Annotated in this window: 18 protein-coding genes and 1 tRNA gene; 14 read left to right on the top strand and 5 right to left on the bottom strand. The window is 63.6% G+C overall.

What is annotated here, in order from left to right:
• The first annotated feature begins 127 nt into the window (after nt 1-127).
• From rpoC to B7Y64_RS15275, 8 genes are all read left to right on the top strand, one after another.
• A complete protein-coding gene (gene rpoC / locus B7Y64_RS15310) occupies nt 128-4,354 on the top strand; it encodes a DNA-directed RNA polymerase subunit beta' (protein ID WP_291329331.1) in 4,227 nt (1,408 codons plus the stop codon).
• Nucleotides 4,355-4,468: 114 nt separating this feature from the next.
• Nucleotides 4,469-5,026, top strand: coding sequence for a LemA family protein (locus B7Y64_RS15305; protein ID WP_291324929.1), 558 nt, complete (start codon nt 4,469-4,471; stop codon nt 5,024-5,026).
• A 110-nt stretch (nt 5,027-5,136) separates the two neighbouring features.
• On the top strand, nt 5,137-6,465 hold the full coding sequence (gene rsmB, locus B7Y64_RS15300; RefSeq protein ID WP_291324931.1) for a 16S rRNA (cytosine(967)-C(5))-methyltransferase RsmB: 1,329 nt from the start codon (nt 5,137-5,139) through the stop codon (nt 6,463-6,465).
• A gap of 34 nt (nt 6,466-6,499) precedes the next feature.
• Complete coding sequence (locus tag B7Y64_RS15295; RefSeq protein ID WP_024813815.1) at nt 6,500-7,075, top strand: DUF4390 domain-containing protein; 576 nt, start codon at nt 6,500-6,502, stop codon at nt 7,073-7,075.
• Nucleotides 7,072-9,369 carry an ATP-binding protein gene (locus B7Y64_RS15290; RefSeq protein ID WP_291324928.1) on the top strand — a complete coding sequence of 766 codons (2,298 nt, stop codon included), beginning with the start codon at nt 7,072-7,074 and terminating at the stop codon, nt 9,367-9,369. Before B7Y64_RS15295 ends, B7Y64_RS15290 begins: the two co-directional genes overlap by 4 nt.
• 36 nt (nt 9,370-9,405) lie before the next feature.
• Entirely contained in the window at nt 9,406-10,083 is a 678-nt protein-coding gene (locus tag B7Y64_RS15285) for a response regulator (protein ID WP_024813817.1), read from the top strand.
• A 54-nt stretch (nt 10,084-10,137) separates the two neighbouring features.
• Nucleotides 10,138-10,213: transfer RNA gene (locus tag B7Y64_RS15280), tRNA-Phe, on the top strand.
• A gap of 197 nt (nt 10,214-10,410) precedes the next feature.
• The gene (locus tag B7Y64_RS15275) at nt 10,411-11,667 is read left to right on the top strand and encodes an Hsp70 family protein (protein ID WP_291324926.1); all 1,257 of its coding nucleotides are present in this window, start codon (nt 10,411-10,413) and stop codon (nt 11,665-11,667) included.
• Nucleotides 11,668-11,789: 122 nt separating this feature from the next.
• On the opposite strand, the gene rsmI is transcribed toward B7Y64_RS15275, so the two are convergent.
• On the bottom strand, nt 11,790-12,722 hold the full coding sequence (gene rsmI, locus B7Y64_RS15270) for a 16S rRNA (cytidine(1402)-2'-O)-methyltransferase (RefSeq protein ID WP_291324925.1): 933 nt from the start codon (nt 12,720-12,722) through the stop codon (nt 11,790-11,792).
• Here rsmI and B7Y64_RS15265 point away from each other — a divergent pair.
• The 3 genes from B7Y64_RS15265 to B7Y64_RS15255 all read left to right on the top strand — a co-directional run bounded on the left by B7Y64_RS15265 (nt 12,722) and on the right by B7Y64_RS15255 (nt 14,482).
• On the top strand, nt 12,722-13,138 hold the full coding sequence (locus B7Y64_RS15265; protein WP_024813824.1) for a YraN family protein: 417 nt from the start codon (nt 12,722-12,724) through the stop codon (nt 13,136-13,138). The genes rsmI and B7Y64_RS15265 overlap by 1 nt on opposite strands.
• An 88-nt stretch (nt 13,139-13,226) precedes the next feature.
• On the top strand, nt 13,227-13,826 hold the full coding sequence (locus tag B7Y64_RS15260) for an SIS domain-containing protein (protein ID WP_024813825.1): 600 nt from the start codon (nt 13,227-13,229) through the stop codon (nt 13,824-13,826).
• Nucleotides 13,823-14,482 (top strand): BON domain-containing protein, encoded by a 660-nt coding sequence (locus B7Y64_RS15255; protein ID WP_024813826.1) that lies wholly within the window; start codon nt 13,823-13,825, stop codon nt 14,480-14,482. The genes B7Y64_RS15260 and B7Y64_RS15255 overlap by 4 nt, the downstream gene beginning before the upstream one ends.
• Before the next feature lie 128 nt (nt 14,483-14,610).
• Here B7Y64_RS15255 and B7Y64_RS15250 read toward each other — a convergent pair whose 3' ends face one another.
• The 4 genes from B7Y64_RS15250 to B7Y64_RS15235 form a co-directional block, all read right to left on the bottom strand.
• Nucleotides 14,611-15,525, bottom strand: coding sequence for an NAD(P)-dependent oxidoreductase (locus B7Y64_RS15250; protein WP_024813827.1), 915 nt, complete (start codon nt 15,523-15,525; stop codon nt 14,611-14,613).
• A 101-nt stretch (nt 15,526-15,626) separates the two neighbouring features.
• Complete coding sequence (locus tag B7Y64_RS15245; RefSeq protein WP_024813828.1) at nt 15,627-16,763, bottom strand: PilT/PilU family type 4a pilus ATPase; 1,137 nt, start codon at nt 16,761-16,763, stop codon at nt 15,627-15,629.
• Between the two features lie 40 nt (nt 16,764-16,803).
• Entirely contained in the window at nt 16,804-17,439 is a 636-nt protein-coding gene (locus B7Y64_RS15240) for a cyclic nucleotide-binding domain-containing protein (RefSeq protein WP_024813829.1), read from the bottom strand.
• Between the two features lie 67 nt (nt 17,440-17,506).
• Nucleotides 17,507-18,550 carry a type IV pilus twitching motility protein PilT gene (locus B7Y64_RS15235; protein ID WP_024813830.1) on the bottom strand — a complete coding sequence of 348 codons (1,044 nt, stop codon included), beginning with the start codon at nt 18,548-18,550 and terminating at the stop codon, nt 17,507-17,509.
• Between the two features lie 37 nt (nt 18,551-18,587).
• Between B7Y64_RS15235 and B7Y64_RS15230 the strand changes: the two genes are divergently transcribed.
• The 3 genes from B7Y64_RS15230 (at nt 18,588) to B7Y64_RS15220 (ending at nt 21,980) form a co-directional block, all read left to right on the top strand.
• Nucleotides 18,588-19,304, top strand: coding sequence for a YggS family pyridoxal phosphate-dependent enzyme (locus B7Y64_RS15230; protein ID WP_291324924.1), 717 nt, complete (start codon nt 18,588-18,590; stop codon nt 19,302-19,304).
• Between the two features lie 174 nt (nt 19,305-19,478).
• Entirely contained in the window at nt 19,479-20,618 is a 1,140-nt protein-coding gene (locus B7Y64_RS15225; RefSeq protein ID WP_024813832.1) for an aminotransferase class V-fold PLP-dependent enzyme, read from the top strand.
• 63 nt (nt 20,619-20,681) lie between these two features.
• Nucleotides 20,682-21,980 carry a DUF445 domain-containing protein gene (locus tag B7Y64_RS15220; protein WP_024813833.1) on the top strand — a complete coding sequence of 433 codons (1,299 nt, stop codon included), beginning with the start codon at nt 20,682-20,684 and terminating at the stop codon, nt 21,978-21,980.
• The last annotated feature ends 252 nt before the right edge of the window (nt 21,981-22,232 follow it).

The raw sequence follows: 22,232 nt of genomic DNA, 5'->3' as shown, positions 1-22,232 counted from the left end.
GATCGGGATTATTAAAAAAGTGAGCTGCTAGCGCTTATTGATAAAGGATTTGCGTATGTTTAAGCATCCAAAGCCCCGTGTATCAAGCGCTGGTAGCTATGATTTTTGACGAAAAGGAAAGAGTCACATGAAATCGCTACTCGACCTGTTCAAGCAATTCACGCCGGATGAGCACTTTGACGCCATCCGCATCGGCATGGCCTCGCCCGAGAAGATCCGTTCGTGGTCTTTCGGTGAAGTGAAGAAGCCCGAAACCATCAACTACCGTACGTTCAAGCCCGAGCGCGACGGCCTGTTCTGCGCCAAGATTTTTGGTCCCATCAAGGACTACGAATGCCTGTGCGGCAAGTACAAGCGCCTGAAGCACCGCGGCGTGATCTGCGAGAAGTGCGGCGTTGAAGTCACACAGACCAAGGTGCGCCGCGAGCGCATGGGCCACATCGATCTGGCCGCGCCTTGCGCCCACATCTGGTTCCTGAAGTCGCTGCCATCGCGTCTGGGCCTGGTGCTGGACATGACGCTGCGCGACATCGAACGCGTGCTGTACTTTGAAGCCTACGTGGTGACCGACCCCGGCATGACCCCGCTGAAGAAGTTCAGCATCATGTCCGAGGACGACTACGACGCCAAGCGCAAGGAATACGGCGACGAGTTCGTGGCCAAGATGGGCGCGGAAGGTATCAAGGACCTGCTGGAATCCATCGACATCGACCTGTCGATCGAGCGCCTGCGCGGCGACCTGACCGGCTCCGAAGTCAAGGTCAAGAAGAACGCCAAGCGCCTGAAGGTGCTGGAAGCGTTCAAGAAGTCGGGCATCAAGCCCGAGTGGATGGTGCTGGAAGTGCTGCCCGTGTTGCCCCCGGACCTGCGTCCGCTGGTGCCCCTGGACGGTGGCCGCTTCGCCACGTCTGACCTGAACGACCTGTACCGCCGCGTCATCAACCGCAACTCGCGTCTGCGCCGTCTGCTGGAGCTGAAGGCCCCTGAAATCATCGCGCGCAACGAAAAGCGGATGCTGCAAGAGGCTGTTGATTCGCTGCTGGACAACGGCCGCCGTGGCAAGGCCATGACCGGCGCCAACAAGCGTGCTCTGAAGTCCCTGGCCGACATGATCAAGGGTAAGTCGGGTCGCTTCCGCCAGAACTTGCTGGGCAAGCGCGTGGACTACTCTGGTCGTTCCGTGATTACCGTGGGCCCAACGCTCAAGCTGCACCAGTGCGGTCTGCCCAAGCTGATGGCGCTGGAGCTGTTCAAGCCTTTCATCTTCTCGCGCCTCGAAGCCATGGGCATCGCGACGACGATCAAGGCCGCCAAGAAGGAAGTCGAATCCGGCACCCCCGTGGTGTGGGACATCCTGGAAGAGGTCATCAAGGAACACCCCGTGATGCTGAACCGTGCGCCTACGCTGCACCGTTTGGGCATCCAGGCCTTTGAGCCCATCCTGATCGAAGGCAAGGCCATCCAGCTGCACCCCCTCGTTTGCGCGGCCTTCAACGCCGACTTCGACGGTGACCAGATGGCTGTTCACGTACCGCTGTCGGTGGAAGCGCAGATGGAAGCCCGCACGCTGATGCTGGCCTCCAACAACGTGCTGTTCCCCGCGTCGGGCGAGCCTTCCATCGTTCCCTCGCAGGACGTGGTGCTGGGCCTGTATTACGCCACCCGCGACCGCATCAACGGCAAGGGTGAAGGCCTGGTGTTCGCCGATACGGGCGAGGTGCAACGTGCGCTGGACGCTGGCGAAGTGGAGCTGGCCGCCCGGATCACCGTGCGCATGACCGAGTGGACGAAAAACAAGGAAACCGGCGAATTCGTGCCATCGACCTCGCTGGTGGAAACCACTGTGGGCCGTGCACTGCTGTCCGAAATTCTTCCCAAGGGCCTGCCGTTCTCTAACATGAACAAGGCGCTCAAGAAGAAGGAGATTTCCAAGCTCATCAACGTGTCCTTCCGCAAGTGCGGTCTGAAGGAAACGGTGGTGTTCGCCGACAAGCTGCTGCAAAACGGTTTCCGTCTGGCCACCCGCGCCGGTATTTCGATTGCCATCGACGACATGCTGGTGCCGCCTCAGAAAGCCGGCATCATCGAGCGCTCCGAGAAGGAAGTGAAAGAGATCGAGCAGCAATACGTGTCCGGTCTGGTCACCGCTGGTGAGCGCTACAACAAGGTGGTGGACATCTGGGGCAAGGCCGGTGACGAAGTTTCCAAGGTGATGATGGCCCGGCTCTCCAAGGAGCAGGTCATTGACCGCCATGGAAACGAAGTCTCTCAGGAGTCCTTCAACTCCATCTACATGATGGCCGACTCCGGCGCTCGCGGTTCTGCTGCCCAGATCCGTCAAGTGGCCGGTATGCGGGGTCTGATGGCCAAGCCAGACGGCTCGATCATCGAAACGCCCATTACCGCGAACTTCCGCGAAGGTCTGAACGTGCTGGAGTACTTTATCTCCACCCACGGTGCCCGTAAGGGTCTGGCCGATACGGCGCTGAAGACGGCCAACTCGGGTTATCTGACCCGTCGTCTGGTGGACGTGACGCAGGATCTGGTCGTGACCGAAGAAGATTGCGGCACGGCCAACGGTTCGCTGATGCGCGCCATTGTCGAGGGCGGTGAAGTGATCGAATCGCTGCGCGACCGCATCCTGGGCCGCACGGCGGCGGAAGACGTGTTGCACCCCGAAAACCGTTCGGTGCTGGTCCAGGCGGGCGTCATGCTCGACGAAGACATCATCGAAGGGCTCGAAATCGCCGGTGTGGACGAGGTGAAGGTGCGCACGGCACTGACCTGCGAAACCCGCTACGGCCTGTGCGCCAAGTGCTATGGCCGCGACCTGGGCCGTGGCGGCCTGATCAACCTCGGCGAAGCCGTGGGTGTGATCGCTGCCCAGTCCATCGGCGAACCCGGCACCCAGCTGACCATGCGTACGTTCCACATTGGTGGTGCCGCTTCGCGTGCCGCCATCGCGTCGAGCGTGGAAGCCAAGTCCAACGGCGTGATCGGCTTCAACGCCACGATGCGCTATGTGAGCAACACCAAGGGCGAGCTGGTGGTGATTGCACGTTCGGGTGAGATCATCATCCAGGACGAGCATGGCCGCGAGCGTGAGCGCCACAAGGTGCCTTACGGCGCCACGCTGACGGTGAAGGCCGACCAGACCATCAAGGCTGGCACCATCCTCGCCAACTGGGATCCGCTGACGCGACCCATCATCACCGAGTTTGCCGGTCAGACCAAGTTCGAGAACGTCGAAGAAGGCCTGACGGTGGCCAAGCAGGTCGACGAAGTGACCGGTCTGTCCACGCTGGTGGTGATCGATCCGAAGCGCCGTGGCGCCGCCAAGGTGGTGCGCCCGCAGGTGAAGCTGATCGATGCCCAGGGCAACGAAGTGAAGATCCCTGGCACCGACCACTCGGTGACCATCGGCTTCCAGGTCGGCGCGCTGATCCAGGTGCGCGACGGTCAGGATGTGGGTCCCGGCGAAGTGCTGGCCCGTATCCCGGTCGAAGGTCAAAAGACCCGCGACATTACCGGCGGTCTGCCGCGTGTGGCCGAGCTGTTCGAAGCCCGTACGCCCAAGGACAAGGGCACGCTGGCCGAGATGACCGGTACTGTGTCGTTCGGCAAGGAAACCAAGGGCAAGGTCCGCCTGCAGATCACCGATCCCGAAGGCCATGTGTTCGAAGAACTCGTGCCCAAGGAAAAGAACATCCTGGTGCACGAAGGCCAGGTGGTGAACAAGGGCGAATCGATTGTGGACGGCCCGGCCGACCCGCAGGACATCCTGCGTTTGCTGGGTATCGAAGAGCTGTCTCGCTACATCGTCGATGAAGTGCAGGACGTGTACCGCTTGCAGGGCGTGAAGATCAACGACAAGCACATCGAGGTGATCGTTCGCCAGATGCTGCGCCGCGTCGTGGTCGAGAACGTTGGTGAGTCGAACTACATCGGTGGTGAACAGGTCGAGCGCTCCGAGATCCTCAACACCAACGATGCACTGCAGGCAGTGGGCAAGATCCCCGCTACCTACAGCAATCTGCTTTTGGGTATCACGAAGGCATCGCTGTCTACCGACTCGTTCATCTCGGCCGCTTCCTTCCAGGAAACGACCCGCGTGCTCACCGAGGCTGCCATCATGGGCAAGCGCGACGAGCTGCGTGGCCTGAAGGAAAACGTGATCGTGGGTCGCCTGATTCCGGCAGGCACGGGCATGGCCTATCACCAGGCCCGCAAGGCCAAGGACGCCATGGACGACGCCGAGCGCCGCGCCATTGCCGAAGCGGAAGCCGCTGAAATGGAGGCCTCTGCCGAAGCCTCCGTGACGGAAGGTGCTGCTCCTGACGCGGCTGCCGACTAAGCCCCCGGGCCGTCACTGATGCGCTCCCGCCCTGTCGCCCGACAGGCCGGGAGCGTTTTTTCTGGAATCCTCAAGGACCGGGCCGCATGGCGCATGCGGTGTCGGTGTTAGCGCATGTGGTCATCGCCGCTCATCTGGATCGTCATTGCCATCGCTCTTTTCTGGGCCGTAGGCGCCTACAACCGCCTGGTGCGGTTGCGCTCCGCCGTGGTTCAGGCATTCGGAACTCTGGATGCCCACCTGGTTCGATGGCTGGCCATGCTTGGCGAATTTGACGCTGCGCAAGTTACCGCCGGTACCCCGGATCGCCATGCGCGCAGCCTTCTGCAAGGTGCGACCACGCAATTGACGGCTTGCCTGGCGGTGGCGCGGGCTCGCCCGTTAAAGGCGGATGCGGTGGCGGCACTGTCGGCCGCGTGTGCTGTCGTCGACACGGTGTGGCCGACACTCCTGCCGGACGCAGATGCGGATGACAACCACCGCAGGATGGCGCCCTGGCGCGCGCGGTGGGACGAGTTGCGCACCCATAACGAACAGGCCGCACGGATCTTCAATGATGCGGTGACCCACTACAACGCCGGGATCGCACAGTTTCCTGCGATGCTGCTGGCCTGGATTTTTGGTTTCACCCCAGCGCGTGTGCTGTCCATCGCACGAGAAGGCAATTCATGACACGAGCCGGTTCACATCAACAGCCTCGCCATGGGACCCCTGCGGGAGCACCCGGTATCCGCGCTTCTTCACATGCAGAGTTGGGAGCAGACCCCCGCCCAGCGGTGGGGATTGCGCTTTGGCAGCAACTAGCGGGTGTCGCGTCGGCGCTGCAGGCCATCCGGGCCGGGCAATCGGGCACGGCGGCATTGGCCGCCGTGGATTCGGGCTTGCGGCCCGGAGTGCAGGCGCTGCTGTTTCAGGTGTTGCGCTCACTGGGGCGTGCAGAGGCGCTTCGGCGCAAGCTGGTGTCCCGTGCACCGCCACCCGCCGCCGATGCCCTGTTGTGCGCAGCGTTGGCGCTGTCGTGGCAACCTGAAGTGGCGCCATACGAGCCCTTCACCCTGGTCAACCAGGCGGTAGAGGGTGCCAAACGCAGCGTTGCCACGCGCGCCCAGGCGTCGTTCGTCAATGCGTGCCTGCGCCGTTTTCTGCGAGAGCGCGATGCCTTGGTTGCTGCAACGGATGCCGACCCCGTGGCGCGCTGGAACCACCCGCTGTGGTGGGTAAAAAAGTTGCAAAAGGACCACCCGACGCACTGGGAACAAATCCTGCAGGCCAACAATGCCCATGCACCCATGATTTTGCGTGTTAATGCATCAAAAGGCACTGTAGCCCAATACCAGCAAGCGCTAGCTGCTATGAATGTTGATTCATCTTCGGTGGGTGAGCACGGCTTGATCCTGCAGCAGCCCCTGCCGGTGACCGAGCTGCCGGGATTCGCCCAGGGGATGGTTTCGGTGCAGGATGCTGCGGCGCAACTGGCCGCGCCACTGTTGCTGCAGGGGCTGGATCTCACGCAGCCCTTGCGGGTGCTGGATGCCTGCGCCGCACCAGGAGGCAAGACGGCACACCTGCTGGAATACGCGGGCCCGTCCAGCGCCATGCAGGTGACCGCACTGGAGGTGGACTCGGTGCGCAGCGCCCGCATTCATGAAACCCTGCATCGAATCGGTCTGCACGCGCAAGTGCTAGTGGCTGATGCAGCGCGGCCGCAAGACTGGTGGCAGCAGCACTGTGCAGGTGTGCCGTTTGATGCGATCTTGCTGGATGCACCCTGCACCGCCTCGGGCATCGTTCGCCGCCACCCCGATGTGCGCTGGTTGCGCCGCGAAACCGACATTGCGCAGCTGGCGGTCCAGCAGGCGCGCCTGCTTAGGGCATTGTGGCCGTTGGTGCGGCCGGGCGGGCGGCTGCTGTATTGCACCTGTTCGGTGTTCCGCGCAGAAGGCGATGCGCAGGTACAAACGTTTCTTGCGCACCACACCGATGCCCGGTTGTTGCCCTCGCCGGGGCATTTACTCCCAGGCAATGACACCAATCACCGAGCTGTCCCGGACAATGCAGCGAGTGAGCACGACGGATTTTTTTACGCACTGTTGCAAAAAGCCCCTGGGTGAGCGCCGCATGGCTCGCTGGGTCTTGTTGTGGGCGATGGCGTGGCTGTGGTTGCTGGCCTGGCCAGTGAATGTGCAGGCGCAGTCTCCGGCGAACGAGGTGGTGGACCTCGGCCTGGAGCAGGCCGATGATGGCCTGTACCTGAATGCGGCCTTGCAGCTTGCACTGCCCGCGCTGGCCGAAGATGCGCTGTACAAGGGCATTCCCGTGTTTTTTGTGGCGGAAGCCCAGGTGCTGCGTGAGCGCTGGTACTGGTCAGACCGCCAAGTGGCCGCAGCCACGCGCCATATGCGGTTGAGCTACCAGCCCCTGACACGGCGCTGGCGTCTGAGCACATCGCCCGTTCCGTTTTCCAACACCGGGCTGGGCGTGGTGCTGGGGCAGAACTTTGACGACTTGCGCGATGCATTGTCTTCCATGCAGCGCATTTCGCGCTGGAAGATTGCGGATGGAGAAGCAATCGATGCCGATGTTGTGCATACGGTGAATTTCCGGTTCCGGCTGGACCTGTCGCAGTTGCCCCGTCCTTTGCAGATAGGCGCAGTGGGCAGCGCGGGCTGGAGTCTCATGGTCACCCGCAACCAGCGGCTGGTGCCCGAGGTGGCGCGGTGATCAGGCAGCCACCCCGCCTACCTGTCGGCGAGCCAGGATCGGCCCAGGCCCTGGCCCGGCAATCGCGTGCGGTGCGCTGGACCGTGGGCGTGGGGGCCGCCATCATGTCGGCCATCGGAATGGTGCTGCTTTTCATGCTCACCCTGGCCACCAACAACCGGGCACTTTACGAGCGCAACTATGCGTGGCTGCTCGGGGTCAATGTGCTGGTGGCCGTGTTGCTGCTGGCGGTGCTGCTGTGGGTGGGCGTGCGCCTGGTTGTGCGGCTGCGGCGTGGGCGCTTTGGCAGCCGTCTCCTGGTCAAGCTGGCCGCCATTTTTGCGCTGGTTGGCCTGCTGCCCGGGCTGCTGATCTATGTGGTGTCGTACCAGTTTGTCACGCGGTCCATTGAAAGCTGGTTCGATGTCAAGGTGGAGGGGGCGCTGGTGGCCGGTGTGAATCTTGCGCGGGTGTCCCTTGATTCCATGGCCGAAGACATGGCCACCCAGGCGCGGACCGCCAGTGTGCAGCTGGCCCAGGTGCCCGACGCCGCCGCCGGACTGGTGCTGGAGCGCATCCGCGAGCAGCTTTCCGCCAGCGATGTGATCTTGTGGAATGCGGCAGGCAACGCTGTTGCCAGTGCCGGCCAGTCGCGCTTCAGCCTGAGCCCGGAGCGCCCGGGCACGGCCCAGTTGCGCATGGTGCGCCAGCAACGCACCCTGACCCAGATCGAAGGCCTGGACGACCTCACCGACACGATCGCTACGCAGAATGCCCGGGTGAAGGTTTTTGCGCTGGTCGCCAGCCCCCGGGTGGGGCTGCTGCTGGAGCCCCGGTTTTTGCAGGTCACGATGCCATTGCCCCCGGCCCTGGTGGCAAACGCGCTCGCGGTGCAAGAGGCCAACCGTGAATACCAGGAGCGCGCCTTGGCCCGCGAGGGTTTGCGCCGCATGTATGTGGGCACATTGACGCTGGGCCTGTTTCTGGCGGTGTTTGGCGCGGTGTTGCTGGCGGTGTTGCTGGGCAACCAGCTGGTGCGGCCGCTGTTGGTGCTCGCCGAGGGTGTGCGGGAGGTGGCCGCCGGCAACCTGAGCCCCAAGGCCGCATTGCAGGGCAAGGATGAGCTCGACGGATTGACCCGATCCTTTGCCACCATGACGCAGCAGATTGCAGACGCGCGGGGTGCGGTGGAGCAGAGCATGGGGGCGGTGGATGCCGCGCGCGCCAAGCTGCAGACCATTCTGGACAACCTCACCGCAGGCGTGATGGTGCTGGATCCGCAGGGCCTGATCCTGTCCTTCAACCCGGGCGCCACGCGCATTTTGCGTGTGCCCATGGCGGCCTATGCGGGCCAGCCACTGGCGGCGGTGCCGGGTCTGGCCGATTTTGCGGCCGCGGTGCAGAAGCAGTTTGACGAGTTTCTGGGGGATCGCCACCACCACGGGCTGGACCATTGGCAACAGCCCTTTGAGCTGCATGGCTCACCCAGCGGGGCCGGGCACCATGCGACAAGCCTCGTGGTGCGGGGCGCAGAGCTCCCGGATGCGACGCGCCTGTTGGTTTTTGACGACATTTCTGAAATTGTTTCAGCCCAACGGGCCCAGGCCTGGGGAGAGGTGGCGCGGCGCCTGGCCCATGAAATCAAGAACCCCCTCACGCCTGTGCAACTGTCCGCCGAGCGTCTTGAAATGAAGCTCACGGGCAAGCTACCTGCCCCCGAGCAGGCCATCCTCACCAAGTCGGTCAAAACCATCGTCGAGCAGGTGGACGCGATGAAGCGGCTCGTCAACGAGTTTCGTGACTACGCACGCTTGCCCGCTGCCGAACTGCAGGCGCTGGACCTGAACACGCTGGTGACAGATGTGCTGTATCTGTATGGCGCAGAAAACGCCACCGTGCCCGTGGAATCCGAGCTGGACGCGCGGTGCCCGCCAATTGCAGGCGACGCCCAGCAACTGCGCCAGGTCGTGCACAACCTGCTGCAAAACGCCCAGGACGCCACCGAACAGGCGCGTGGGGAGGGGCCCGCATTGCCGCCCGTGCGCATCACGACACGCTGGAGCGAATCGACGCGCCGCGTCCGCCTCACCGTGAGTGACAGTGGCCCGGGCTTTCCCGCGCACATCCTCCAGCGCGCGTTTGAACCGTATGTCACCACCAAACCCCGAGGTACCGGATTGGGTCTGGCCGTAGTGAAAAAGATCGCCGATGAGCATGGTGCGCGTATCGAGTTGTCGAATCGGCTTGACGACGGCGTGGTGCGGGGGGCGCAAGTGTCGTTATCATTCGCCACTTACCCATCGGTGGCGTCATAACAACACCCACTGCCGCATCCAAGGCGTTTCATACACATGGCAAACATTCTGGTGGTTGATGACGAACTCGGCATTCGTGACCTCTTGTCGGAAATTCTGAACGACGAGGGCCACAGTGTCGACCTCGCGGAGAACGCGACGCAGGCGCGCGCGGCGCGTGCCGCCGGGATGTATGACCTGGTGTTGCTGGACATCTGGATGCCAGACACAGACGGCGTATCGCTGCTCAAGGAATGGGCCTCAGCCGGGGTGCTCACTATGCCCGTCATCATGATGAGCGGGCACGCCACGATAGACACCGCCGTCGAAGCCACCCGGATTGGCGCATTCTCGTTTCTTGAAAAACCCATCACCCTGCAAAAACTGCTCAAGGCCGTGGAACAGGGGCTGGCACGTACTGCCGTGCAACAAGCCCCCGTGGTCGCCCACCAGCCCACCGCTGCAGGGCCTGTGGATGGCGGCTTCGTGCCCGCACCGATCATCACCACCGCCATGGTGGGCGAGGTCGGCCCTCACGCGCACCAAGGGTTCGATCTGGATCGCCCCTTGCGTGAAGCCCGCGACGGCTTTGAAAAAGCCTACTTTGAATTCCATCTCGCGCGTGAAGGCGGCTCGATGACCCGCGTTGCAGAAAAAACCGGGCTGGAACGCACCCACCTGTACCGCAAGCTGCGCCAACTGGGCGTGGACCTTGGCCGCGGAAAACGCAATTAATCTTTGGGTTGCTGTTTTTATCGCGTCAATTTCTGGTTTATAATCTGAGGCTTAGGCCCGGTAGCTCAGTCGGTAGAGCAGAGGATTGAAAATCCTTGTGTCGGTGGTTCGATTCCGCCCCAGGCCACCAAACCTAAAAGCCCTTGATTTGTAAAAGTCAGGGGCTTTTTCTATTGGCTTTTCCTCACTGCAGGCCTTGAGGTGCGGCTCATTCCCGCGCCTTTCTGCATCGCCCTGGCCCTTGGGCGGCAATGTCACCCGTTGGCACAAGTCCGCATCTTTTGGAGCCGCGCCTGGTTTCGGGCATTTCTCTCCATATTTTTCACGATGGCATTTTTGACGGACACAACCCTGGGCATTGACTTTGGCACTTCCAACTCGGCGGTGGCGGTGCGCCAGGGGGATTCACCTGCGCGCATGTTGCGCCTGGAGGGCGAGAACAACACCTTGCCGACGGCGCTGTTCTTCAATGCCGAAGACCATCGCACGCACTACGGGCGCGATGCAGTTGCGCAGTATCTGTCGGGCACCGAAGGGCGCCTGATGCGTTCGCTCAAGAGCCTGCTGGGCAGTTCGCTGCTGCACGACAAGACGGCGGTGCACAACGCGCTGGTGAGCTACCAGGACATCATCAGCCTGTTCTTGCGCATGTTGGCCCAAACGGCGCGCGAAACGCTGGGCGGCATGCCGGGCCGGGTGCTGCTGGGGCGGCCCGTGCATTTTGTGGATGGTGACGCCGTACGCGACCAGCAGGCCGAAGATGCCTTGCGACAGGCGGCGCGGGATGCGGGGTTTGTGAACATTTCGTTCCAGCTGGAGCCCATTGCCGCAGCGCTGGATTACGAACAGCGCATCGAGCGCGCATCGCTGGTGCTGGTGGTGGACATTGGCGGCGGCACCTCTGATTTCACCGTGGTGCGCCTGGGGCCCGACCGCAGGGCCCGCACCGACCGCGCCAGCGACATTCTGGCCACCACTGGCGTGCATGTCGGGGGTACCGATTTCGACCGGCGCCTCAGCCTGGCGCTGCTGATGCCATTGCTGGGCTTGGGTCACACCGGGCCTTCTGGGCGCGAGGTGCCCAGCCGGGTATTTTTTGACCTTGCGACCTGGCACCTGATTCAGTGGCTTTATGCGCCACGGGCGCTGCGCGATGCACAGGCTCTGCGGCCCGATTATGCGCAGCCGGTGCTGCACGACCGCCTGATGGCGGTACTCAATCAGCGCCTGGGGCACCGCCTTGCCAACACGGTGGAGCAGGCCAAGATCGCGGCTTCCGTGGATGCGGTGGATACCCCGATGGTGCTGGACTGGGTCGAGCCGGGGCTGGGGGCACTCATCACTTCTGAAGGCCTGGCCCGCCACCTTGCCGCGCCTTTGCAGCAGGTGGTGGCCTGCGCCACCGAATGCGTGCAGCAGGCCGGGCTGGTGCCTCGGGACTTGCAGGCCATCTACCTCACCGGTGGATCATCGGCACTGCGCCCGCTGCGTGACGCGCTGCGTATGGCGTTCCCTGATACCCCGCAGGTGGAGGGCGATCTGTTTGGGGGTGTCGCGGCGGGGCTGGCGGTGGCAGCGCCCTAACCACAGGCGGTTTTGCAGACCCATCAGAGGGATGCAGGGTGGTTAAATGCTATTAATACAATAGCTGTGTGCGCTTGTCTATAAAGGGCTGCGGGGCAATTTGATGTAAAAACAGGCGCAGGCTACGCATTCCCGGCATCCGGGGCGCTGCGCTTCCATTCCAGTGCGATGTCATACAGGCTGTTGCGCGATGCGCCCGTCACTTCGGCAGCCAGGCGCACGGCCGTCTTCAGGGGCAGCTCCTGCAGCAACAGGCGCAGCACGCGCAGGCTGTCGCCGTCGTCTGCGGCAGGTGCCGTGGGGTGCAGCAGCACCACAAATTCACCGCGGGACCGCTGGGGTGAGCCTTGCAGCCAGGCCGTCAACTCGCGGGCTGGGTGGGTGGCGATTTCTTCGAATTGCTTGGTGAGTTCGCGTGCCAGCGTCACTGGGCGATCGCCCAGCACCGCCAGCGCCTGGGTCAGCTCGTCAATGCGGTGGGGGGCCTCCAGCAGCACAACGCAGCGGGGCTCGCTGGCGAGTTGCTGCACGGCAGTGGCCCGCTCGGCGTTCTTCACCGGCAAAAAACCCGCAAATAGAAAGCCACTGCTTTGCGTGCTGTGCGCCACGGCGCCCGCCACGCTCAGGGCCGTGGTGATGCTGCTGGCACCGGGCAGCGGCAGGGCACGCAGGCCAGCCGAGTGCACTGCAGCCACCAGGCGCGCGCCGGGGTCGCTGACCCCGGGCGTGCCCGCATCACTGACATAGGCCACGCGCAGGCCCTGCTGCAGCCGCTGCACCACTGCCAGCGCGGCTTCGGCCTCGTTGTGCTGGTGCACAGCCAGCAGTTGCGCGCTGGTCTTGTCGATGCCATAGGCGCGCAGCAGCGCCTGGGTGTGGCGCGTGTCCTCGCAGGCAATGGCGTCGGCCAGCTGTAGCACATGCAGCGCGCGCAGGGTGATGTCGGCCAGGTTGCCGATGGGCGTGGCCACGACATACAGCGCACCCTGCGGATAATGCTGTGCAGCCGCCGCATCGCGTGCGGCGTTCAAGGCAGATGCGAAAGATGCGCTCAATGAATTTCCTTGGAAAAAAGCCAGCCCATACCCGCCCGCCTGCGCCTGACGCCGCAGGTAGCAGCACCACGCGGCAGCGGGGCAATGCGGCCGAAGACCAGGCGTTGGCCTTTTTGCAGGCTGCGGGCCTGAAGTTGCTGGAGCGCAATTATCGGACGCCCGGGCGCGGTGGGGGCGAGATTGATCTGGTGATGCGCGATCGTGACGGCACGCTGGTGTTTGTTGAGGTGCGCAGCCGTGCCAGCAATGCCTTCGGAGGTGCGGGTGCCAGCATTGGCGCCATCAAGCAGCGGCGCATCGTGTTTGCGGCGCGCCATTACCTGCTGCGTATGTCGGTGCCGCCGCCGTGCCGCTTCGACGTGGTGCTGGTGCAGGATTCGGTGCAATGGCTCAAGGCTGCCTTCGACGCCCAATAAGCGCAGCGCCCAAAAGGCCTGCACACCACGCTGGTGACTACGGTTTGCTACAAAACCTATAACAACCCGCGGGTATCATCGGGCCTCCATGCTAGAGCAACGCATTCAACAGCACTTTATCGACAGCGCCGACCTGAAATACCAGGCCGCGCAAGCCCTCAGCGCGCCCATCGCTGCAGCCGTGCAGGCCATTCTGGCCTGCGTGACCAGTGGCGGCAAAGTGCTGGCCTGCGGCAACGGGCCTTCGGCCGCCGAGGCGCAGCAGTTTGCAGCCTTCTGTGTTGCGGGGTTTGAGCGCGACCGGCCTGAACTGGCTGCAGTGGCCCTGACTTCTGACAGCACCCTGCTCACGCTGGCCGGGGGCGGCAGCGACGGGGCCCAGCAGTTTGCCCGCCAGGTGCGCGCACTCGGCCAGGCGGGAGATGTGTTGCTGGCACTGTCCGTCACGGGCAATGATGCCAACGTGATCGCTGCCACCGAGGCCGCCCACGAGCGCGACATGACGGTGGTGATCCTCAGCGGTCGCACCGGCGGCAAGCTGGCCGCACTGGTGCGCGAGACCGATGTGCTGATCAGCGTGCCGCACGACCGCGCCGCGCGGGTGCGCGAGGTCCATGCGCTGGTGTTGCACTGCCTGTGCGATGGCGTGGATGCCCAGTTACTTGGAGAACAGGAAATACCGCAATGAAGCTGACCATGAACCGTACCGCCTGCACCCTGCTGGCTGCCGCTGCGCTTGCCGCAGGCCTGTCTGCTTGCGCCCCTCTGGTTGTTGGAGGAGCGGTGATGGGCGGCATGATGGCCACGGACCGCCGCACCACCGGCACCCAGGTGGAAGACGAAGGGATCGAATTGCGCGCGGTCAACCGCATCCGGGAAACGCTGGGTGATCGTGCCCATGTCAACGTCACCAGCTTCAACCGCCAGGTCTTGCTGACCGGCGAGGTGCCCACGGCGCAGGACCGTGCCACCGTCGACCAGATCGTGGCGGGGGTGAACAATGTGCGCTCGGTGGTGAACGATCTGGCCGTGATGCCCAGCACCTCACTGGGCCAGCGTTCGAATGATGTCCTGATCACCGGCAAGGTGCGGGCGAGTTTCGTGGATGCCAAGGACGTTTTTGCCAGCGCCTACAAGGTGGTGACCGAACGCAACGTGGTCTACCTGATGGGACTGGTAACCCCCCGCGAGGCCACGCGGGCCACCGAAATCGCGCGCGGCGTGGGGGGCGTGAGCAAGGTGGTGCGGGTGTTCGAGATGATCACCGAAGACGACCTGCGCCGCGCCAGCACGCAGCCGCCCCCGACCGTGACCACTGACAGCCCATCGTCGCAGGGCAACTGATGCCTGTTTGACGGCCGGGTTCTGAATCGCAGTCCGGCGATTACGGCGCGGCTTTGCGCAGCTTTCTGGCCGATCGCAGACTTGCAGGGGCCTGCAAGGCGCCTGTGCCGCCCGCATCCGGCGTCACGTCAGGTCAGGCGCTTGATCAGGCTGGACGTGTCCCAGCGGTTGCCGCCCATCTTCTGCACATCGGCATAAAACTGGTCCACCAGTGCGGTCACCGGCACGCGCGAGCCGTTGCGCCGGGCTTCGTCCAGCACCAGGCTCAGGTCCTTGCGCATCCAGTCCACGGCAAAGCCGAAGTCGAACTTGCCGTCCACCATGGTCTTGCCGCGGTTGTCCAGCTGCCAGCTCTGCGCTGCGCCCTTGCCGATCACGTCCAGCACCTGCTTCATGTCCAGCCCGGCATTCTGGCCAAAGGCCACCGCCTCGGACAAGCCCTGCACCAGCCCCGCGATGCAGATCTGATTGACCATCTTGGCCAGCTGGCCCGAGCCACTGGCACCCAGAAGCGTGAACGCCCGCGAGAATGCCATCGCCACCGGCTGGGCTGCGTCAAACGCGGCCTGGTCTCCGCCACACATCACCGTCAGTTGGCCGTTTTGCGCCCCCGCCTGGCCCCCGGAGACCGGGGCATCGACAAAGTGCAATCCCAAGGTGCGCGCGGCGGCATACAGCTCCCGCGCCACTTCGGCCGAGGCCGTGGTGTGGTCCACAAAGATCGCGCCCGGCTGCATGCCGGCAAATGCGCCGTCAGCGCCCAGCGTCACCGAACGCAGGTCGTCGTCGTTGCCAACGCAACAGAACACGATGTCCGCACCCACTGCGGCCTCGCGCGGCGTTGTGGCATGTTTTGGGGCTTTGGTGCTTGCGTACTCTGCGCACCACGCTATTGATTTTGTAGTGGTGCGGTTGTACGCCGTGACCTCATGGCCCGCCAGCGCGAGGTGGCCGGCCATGGGGTAGCCCATCACGCCCAAGCCCAAAAAGGCCACCTTGCGCGAAGGGGTTGCGTCGTAGTTGCGGGGGTTGGTGCTTGGCATCGCGATGAATGAAAAGTGGGTTGGAAAAAAAGAAAACCCGCCCAAGGGGGCGGGCTTCAAGCGGTGAGGAAAAGCAGATAAATGCGGGTGGCAGACCGAGGCTAGACAATCGCGAAATGTTCGGTGCCCGAAGCCAGGTCGGGCGATTTGGCACGCTGGCTGTTGAGCTTGATCTGCAGGCGCAGGTCGTTGAGCGAGTCGGCGTTGCGCAGCGCATCTTCGTAGCTGATCACGTTGGCCTCGTAGGCATCAAACAGTGCCTGGTCGAAGGTCTGCATGCCCAGATTGCGGCTCTTTTTCATGACCTCCTTGATCTCGGCGACTTCGCCCTTGAAGATCAGGTCGGCAATCAGAGGGGTGTTGAGCATGATTTCCACCGCCGCAGCCCGGCCCTTGCCGTCCTGCTTGGGGATGAGCCGCTGTGACACCATGGCGCGCAGATTCAGCGAAAGGTCCATCAGCAACTGGGCGCGGCGCTCTTCGGGGAAGAAGTTGATGATCCGGTCCAGCGCCTGGTTGGCGCTGTTGGCGTGCAGTGTGGCCAGGCACAGATGGCCGGTTTCGGCAAACGCCACGGCGTGTTCCATGGTTTCGCGGTCGCGGATTTCGCCCATCAGGATCACGTCGGGTGCCTGGCGCAGCGTGTTCTTGAGGGCGGCTTCCCAGCTATCGGTGTCCAGGCCCACCTCGCGCTGTGTCACCACGCAGTTCTTGTGCGGGTGCACAAATTCCACCGGGTCTTCCACGGTGATGATGTGGCCGAACGAGTTCTCATTGCGCCAGTCCACCATGGCGGCCAGCGTGGTCGACTTGCCCGAACCCGTAGCACCCACCAGGATGCACAGGCCGCGCTTGGTCATGGTCACTTCCTTGAGGACCTGAGGCACACCCAGACCGTCAATGGTCGGCAGCGTGAGCGGAATGGTCCGCAGCACCATGCCGACCTTGCCCTGCTGAATGAAAGCGTTCACGCGAAAGCGGCCAATGCCGGCGGGCGAGATGGCGAAGTTGCATTCCTTGGTGCGCTCGAAGTCGGCCACCTGCTTGTCGCTCATGACAGCGCGCGCCAGCGTGAGGGTGTGGGTGCCAGTCAGTGGCTGGGGCGACACCTTGGTGACCTTTCCATCGACCTTGATGGCCGGTGGAAATTCTGCCGTGATGAACAAGTCGCTGCCATTGCGGCTCACCATCAGTTTGAGCAAGTCGTTGATGAATTTACTGGCCTGATCGCGTTCCATCAGAGATCCTTCCGGGGGGGCTTTGTCTGCAGGACAGGGGTCATTTCTGGTTGTCGCTCAGCCGGGCGCTCACCACCCGCAGGCGCAGCGACAGCTTGCGCGCCAGCAATGCAATCAGGCTGGCGGCCAATTGCGGGTCCTTGGTCATCATGTCGTCCATGGCCTCGGCGCTCAGCACGGCGATTTCGCAGTCGGTAAGGGTGGTGCAGGCTGAAAAACGGATGCCGCTGTCCAGCAGCGACATCTCGCCCAGGATGTCACCTGGCCGTGTCTCGGCCAGGCGCAATTGCTCGCCCCAGGGCTGAACACGGTCCACCGCGATGGTGCCGGTGAGCAACACCACCATGAAGTTGCCGTATTCATCTTGCCGGATGACGTCGCGGTTGGCAGGGATGGCTGCAAATTCAAAGAAGCGCTCCATGCGCTCCACCGCGTCCTTGTCGAGGTGGACCATGTACTTGTCCTTGGCCCACAACGCCTGCAGCAGCTTGCCGCCTCGACTGATGGGCAGGCGCTTGGCACCCACTTCCACGGCGCGGGCCTCCCACGGTACGAGCATGGATGCGTCAACACCCTGGCCAGCAAACGCTGTGGAGAACAGCACGGAGTCGGTGTGGTCCTCCGTAGGCTTGCCTGCACGGGTGTTGCGGCGCAGAAGGCTGAGAATGCCTTTCATTGATTTCTCCAATGCGCGGCAAGCGCCGTCGCTGTGTCAGAAGGGTGGTGTTGGCCGCAGCGTGCGATCAACCCGGGAAGTTCTCGGGGATCTTGGCCTTGCTGCGGGCCTCGGCGGGGCTGATGATGTTGCGCCGCACCAGATCGGTCAGGTTCTGGTCGAGCGTCTGCATGCCCACGCTGTTACTGGTCTGGATGGTGGAGTACATCTGCGCCACCTTGGCCTCGCGGATCAGGTTGCGGATGGCGCTGGTGCCCAGCATGATCTCGTGCGCGGCTACGCGGCCCGAGCCGTCTTTCAGCTTGCACAGCGTCTGCGAGATGACGGCCTGCAGCGATTCCGACAGCATGGCACGCACCATTTCCTTTTCTTCGGCCGGGAACACGTCGATGATCCGGTCGATGGTCTTGGCGGCGCTGGACGTGTGCAGCGTGCCAAAGACCAAGTGACCCGTTTCTGCGGCCGTCATGGCCAGGCGAATGGTCTCGAGGTCGCGCATTTCACCCACCAGAATGGCGTCCGGGTCTTCGCGCAGCGCCGATTTGAGCGCGGCCGCGAACGACAGCGTCATGGGCCCCACTTCGCGCTGGTTGATCAGGCACTTTTTGGACTCGTGCACGAACTCGATCGGATCTTCCACCGTGAGGATGTGGCCGTACTCGGTTTCGTTGAGATAGTTGACCATGGCCGCCAGCGTGGTGGATTTGCCCGAGCCCGTGGGGCCGGTCACCAGCACCAGACCGCGTGGCTTCAATGCCAGGTCGCCAAAGATCTTGGGCGCGTTGAGCTGCTCCAGCGTGAGGATTTTGCTCGGAATGGTCCGGAACACCGCCGCCGCGCCGCGGTTCTGGTTGAACGCGTTGACGCGAAAGCGTGCAAGGCCTTCGATTTCAAACGAAAAGTCGACCTCCAGAAACTCTTCATACGTCTTGCGCTGCGAGTCGCTCATGATGTCGTACACCATGGCGTGCACGGTCTTGTGGTCGAGCGCGTCCACATTGATGCGCCGCACGTCCCCGTGGACCCGGATCATGGGCGGCAAACCCGAGGACAAATGCAGGTCGGAAGCTTTGTTCTTGACGCTGAATGCAAGCAGTTGGGTAATGTCCACGGGTTCCCTCTATCGTTTGATACGCTTATTGTTCATTATGACCACGATTGCCAACAACCTCCAACAGGTTCTGGGGCGCATTGCGCACGCCTGTGCAGCGGCGGGCCGGGATCCCGCCAGTGTTTCGCTGCTGGCCGTTTCCAAAACTTTTGGTGCCGAGGCGGTGCTGCAGGCAGCCGCTGCCGGCCAGCGTGCGTTTGGTGAAAATTACATCCAGGAGGGGGTAGAAAAGATCGCCGCGGTGGGGGGCGCATTCGTTCCCGCGCTGCAGTGGCACTGCATTGGCCCCATCCAGAGCAACAAGACGCGCCTGGTGGCCGAGCACTTTGACTGGGCGCACACCGTAGACCGGCTCAAGACCGCCGAGCGCCTGGCGGCCCAGCGGCCCGATCGCCTGCCGCCCTTGCAGGTGTGTATTCAGGTGAATATGGATGGCGGCCCCACCAAGTCCGGTGTGGCACCGGCAGACACGCTGGAGCTGGTGCGCGCTGTTGCAAAACTGCCACGTTTGCGGGTGCGTGGATTGATGAGCATTCCAGACCACGCGCCTGATTTCGAAACGCAACTGGCACTGCACCAAGGCGCCAAAAGGCTTTTTGACCAGACAGCCGCCCTGGGAGAACCCGGGCTCGAACACTTCGACACCCTGTCCATGGGCATGACCGCGGATCTGGAGGCCGCCATCCAGGCGGGCAGCACCCTGGTGCGTGTGGGTACGGGCATCTTTGGCGGGCGAACCTATCCGGCGGCCTGATCCACTCGTGCAAGCGTTGCGCAACAGCCTGCCGCTGTGGCGTGCTGCGCGCATTCCAGCGCCGCAACCAGGTGGGTCTGGCAAGCCGCCCGTGCTAAGCTGATTCGCTCAGTTTATGGCTTGCCGCCCGAGGGCGGATTGCAGCCATCACACCCCGTCACTGGAGATCTTTTCATGCCCGGATTGCTGCCCGATATCGACCCCGATGGCCTGCTCGAATTCTCGGTGGTCTACACCGACCGTGCGCTCAACCACATGTCCAAGCGCTTCACCGGCGTCATGCAGGACATCCTGGCCACGCTCAAGGAGGTGTACCACGCCCATACCGCCGTGCTGGTGCCCGGCAGCGGCACGTTCGGCATGGAGGCCGTGGCGCGCCAGTTTGCCAACCAGCAAAAAGTGCTGATCGTGCGCAACGGCTGGTTCAGCTACCGCTGGAGCCAGATTTTTGATGCCGACAAAGGCCTGGGCGGCGGGGCCGTGGTGTGCAAGGCGCGCCAGCAGGGCAGCGGCCCGCAGGCACCCTGGGCGCCGTGCCCCGCCGAGGAAGTGGCCGCTACCATCCGCGCCGAAAAACCCAAGGTGGTGTTTGCGCCCCACGTCGAGACGGCCAGCGGCATCATCCTTTCCGACGACTACCTGCGCACGCTGACGGCTGCCGCGCACGAAGTGGGTGCGCTCTTCGTGCTCGATTGCGTGGCCTCGGGCGCCATGTGGGTGGACATGCAGGCCACCGGCGTGGACGTGCTGATTTCCGCCCCGCAAAAAGGCTGGAGTGGCTCGCCCTGTTGCGCCATGGTGATGCTGTCCGAGCGCGCGCGCCAGGCGATTGATGGCACTACGAGCAGCAGCTTCTCGTGTGACCTGAAGAAGTGGATGCAGATCGCCGAGGGCTACGAAAAAGGCCAGCACGCCTACCACACCACCATGCCCACCGACGCGCTGGTGCGCCTGCGCGACGTGATGCAGGAAACCCGCGAATACGGCTTTGCCAAGGTGCGCGAGGAGCAGATCGAACTGGGCGCCAAGGTGCGTGCGCTGCTGGAATCGCGCGGTTTTGCCAGCGTGGCGGCCGAGGGCTTCAAGGCGCCTGGCGTGGTGGTGAGCTACACCACCGACCCCGGCATCCAGAACGCCAGCAAGTTTGCCGCCGTGGGCCTGCAGACGGCCTCGGGCGTGCCGCTGCAGTGCGACGAGGGGCCGGAGTTCAAGAGCTTTCGCATCGGCCTCTTCGGGCTGGAAAAATGGCACAACGTGGAGCGCACGGTGGGCCATCTTTCCAGGGCACTGGACCAGATTGCGGCCGAGTCCTGATGACCCCCAAGGCTGGCCGGGCGGCGCAGTCTGTGCTGCGGCGCGCGCCCCGCATGGTTGATCATGCAGAACGCTAACCAGAGCCCCGCGCACCAGTCCCTGCGCGCCGCCAAGCGGCAGGCCCTGGGCCTGCTGTTGCTGGTGACCGCGGTGTTCATCGGCACCAGCCTGGTCGAACGCGGCTTGCTGCTCGACTGTGTGAAAGCCATGGCCGAGGCCGCCATGGTGGGCGCCCTGGCAGACTGGTTTGCCGTGGTGGCGCTGTTTCGACGCCCGCTGGGGCTGCCAATACCGCACACGGCCGTCATTCCCCGCAACAAAGATCGCATTGGCGTGAACCTGGCCGCCTTTGTGCGCGACCGGTTTCTCGACCCGCCGTCGCTGGTGGCGCTGCTGCGGCGTCACGACCCTGCCTTGCGGCTGGCCCAGTGGCTGGGCGATGCAGGCAACGCTGGTCTGCTGGGCCAGCAGGCGGCGCGGTTGCTCAGTGCCGCCCTGGATACCGTGCAGGATGCGCAGATGGAGCGGTTCATCCGCAAGGCAGCGCGCGCCCTCATCGGGCGGGTGGATTTGTCGGGCACCCTGGCCACGGTGCTGGGGGCGCTCACCCACAACGGGCGCCACCAGGCGCTGCTCGATGATGCGCTGGGCCGGCTGATCGTGGTGCTGCAGGAGGAAGACACGCGCCACCTGATTGCCACCACCATCGTGCAATGGCTCAAGAAAGAGCACCCGCTCAAGGAAAAAATGCTGCCCACCGACTGGCTGGGCGACAAGGGTTCGGCCATGATCGCCAATGCCCTGGAAGCCCTGCTGGCCGACGTGGCGCAGAACCCGCAGCACCAGTTGCGCGAACAGTTCGACGCGGCAGTGCAGCGGATGGTGCTGCGACTGCAGACCGACCCGGACTGGGCACGCAAGGGCGAGGAGATTCGGCGCTATCTGCAGACCAATGCCACCCTGGGCCGCTATGTGCAGGACTTGTGGCAAGGGATGCGCGCAGCATTGCAGAGCGACCTGGCCGACGAGCACTCGGCCGTGGCGCGCAACGTGCACGCCATGGGCGCATGGCTGGGCCGCTCGCTGGCGGGCGATGCAGCGCTGCGCCAGTCGCTCAACCAGCGGCTGGAAAGTTGGGTGCAGGGGTTAGCGCCCGACGTGGCCCAGTTTGCTGCGCAACACATACAGGACACGGTGCAGCGCTGGGATGCGCAGGAGCTGTCAGAGCTTATTGAGCTGAACATCGGCAAGGACCTGCAGTACATCCGGATCAATGGGACGGTGGTGGGCGGGTTGATTGGCTTGGTGTTGTTCGGGGTGTCGCACGCGGGGGAGATTTGGCGGGCGGTGATGTCCGGGTGAGTTTGCGGTAGGTTGTTGCTGTTGCTGTTGCTGTTGTGCTTGTGCTGAGGGCGGGGGGCCGGGTCTCGCCCCGGCGGGCGAGGTACTTGTTCTTTGTTTCGCCAAAGAAAAGTACCCAAAAGAAAGGCGACCCTGCAGTCTGCGACCCCTGCGGGGCAAACCTCCGGCGGGGCGTTTGCGGGGTGCGCCGTGGAACTCGCTTTGCGCTGGCGCGCTGCGCTCGGACAACCACGGCGAGTCAGATGACGAAGC

Origin of the sequence: Acidovorax sp. 35-64-16, assembly GCF_002281195.1 — a bacterium.
Classification (GTDB): Bacteria; Pseudomonadota; Gammaproteobacteria; order Burkholderiales; family Burkholderiaceae_C; genus Acidovorax; species Acidovorax defluvii.
Note: the sequence above shows the minus strand (reverse complement) of the source record. Positions and strands in the feature narration are given on the sequence as shown.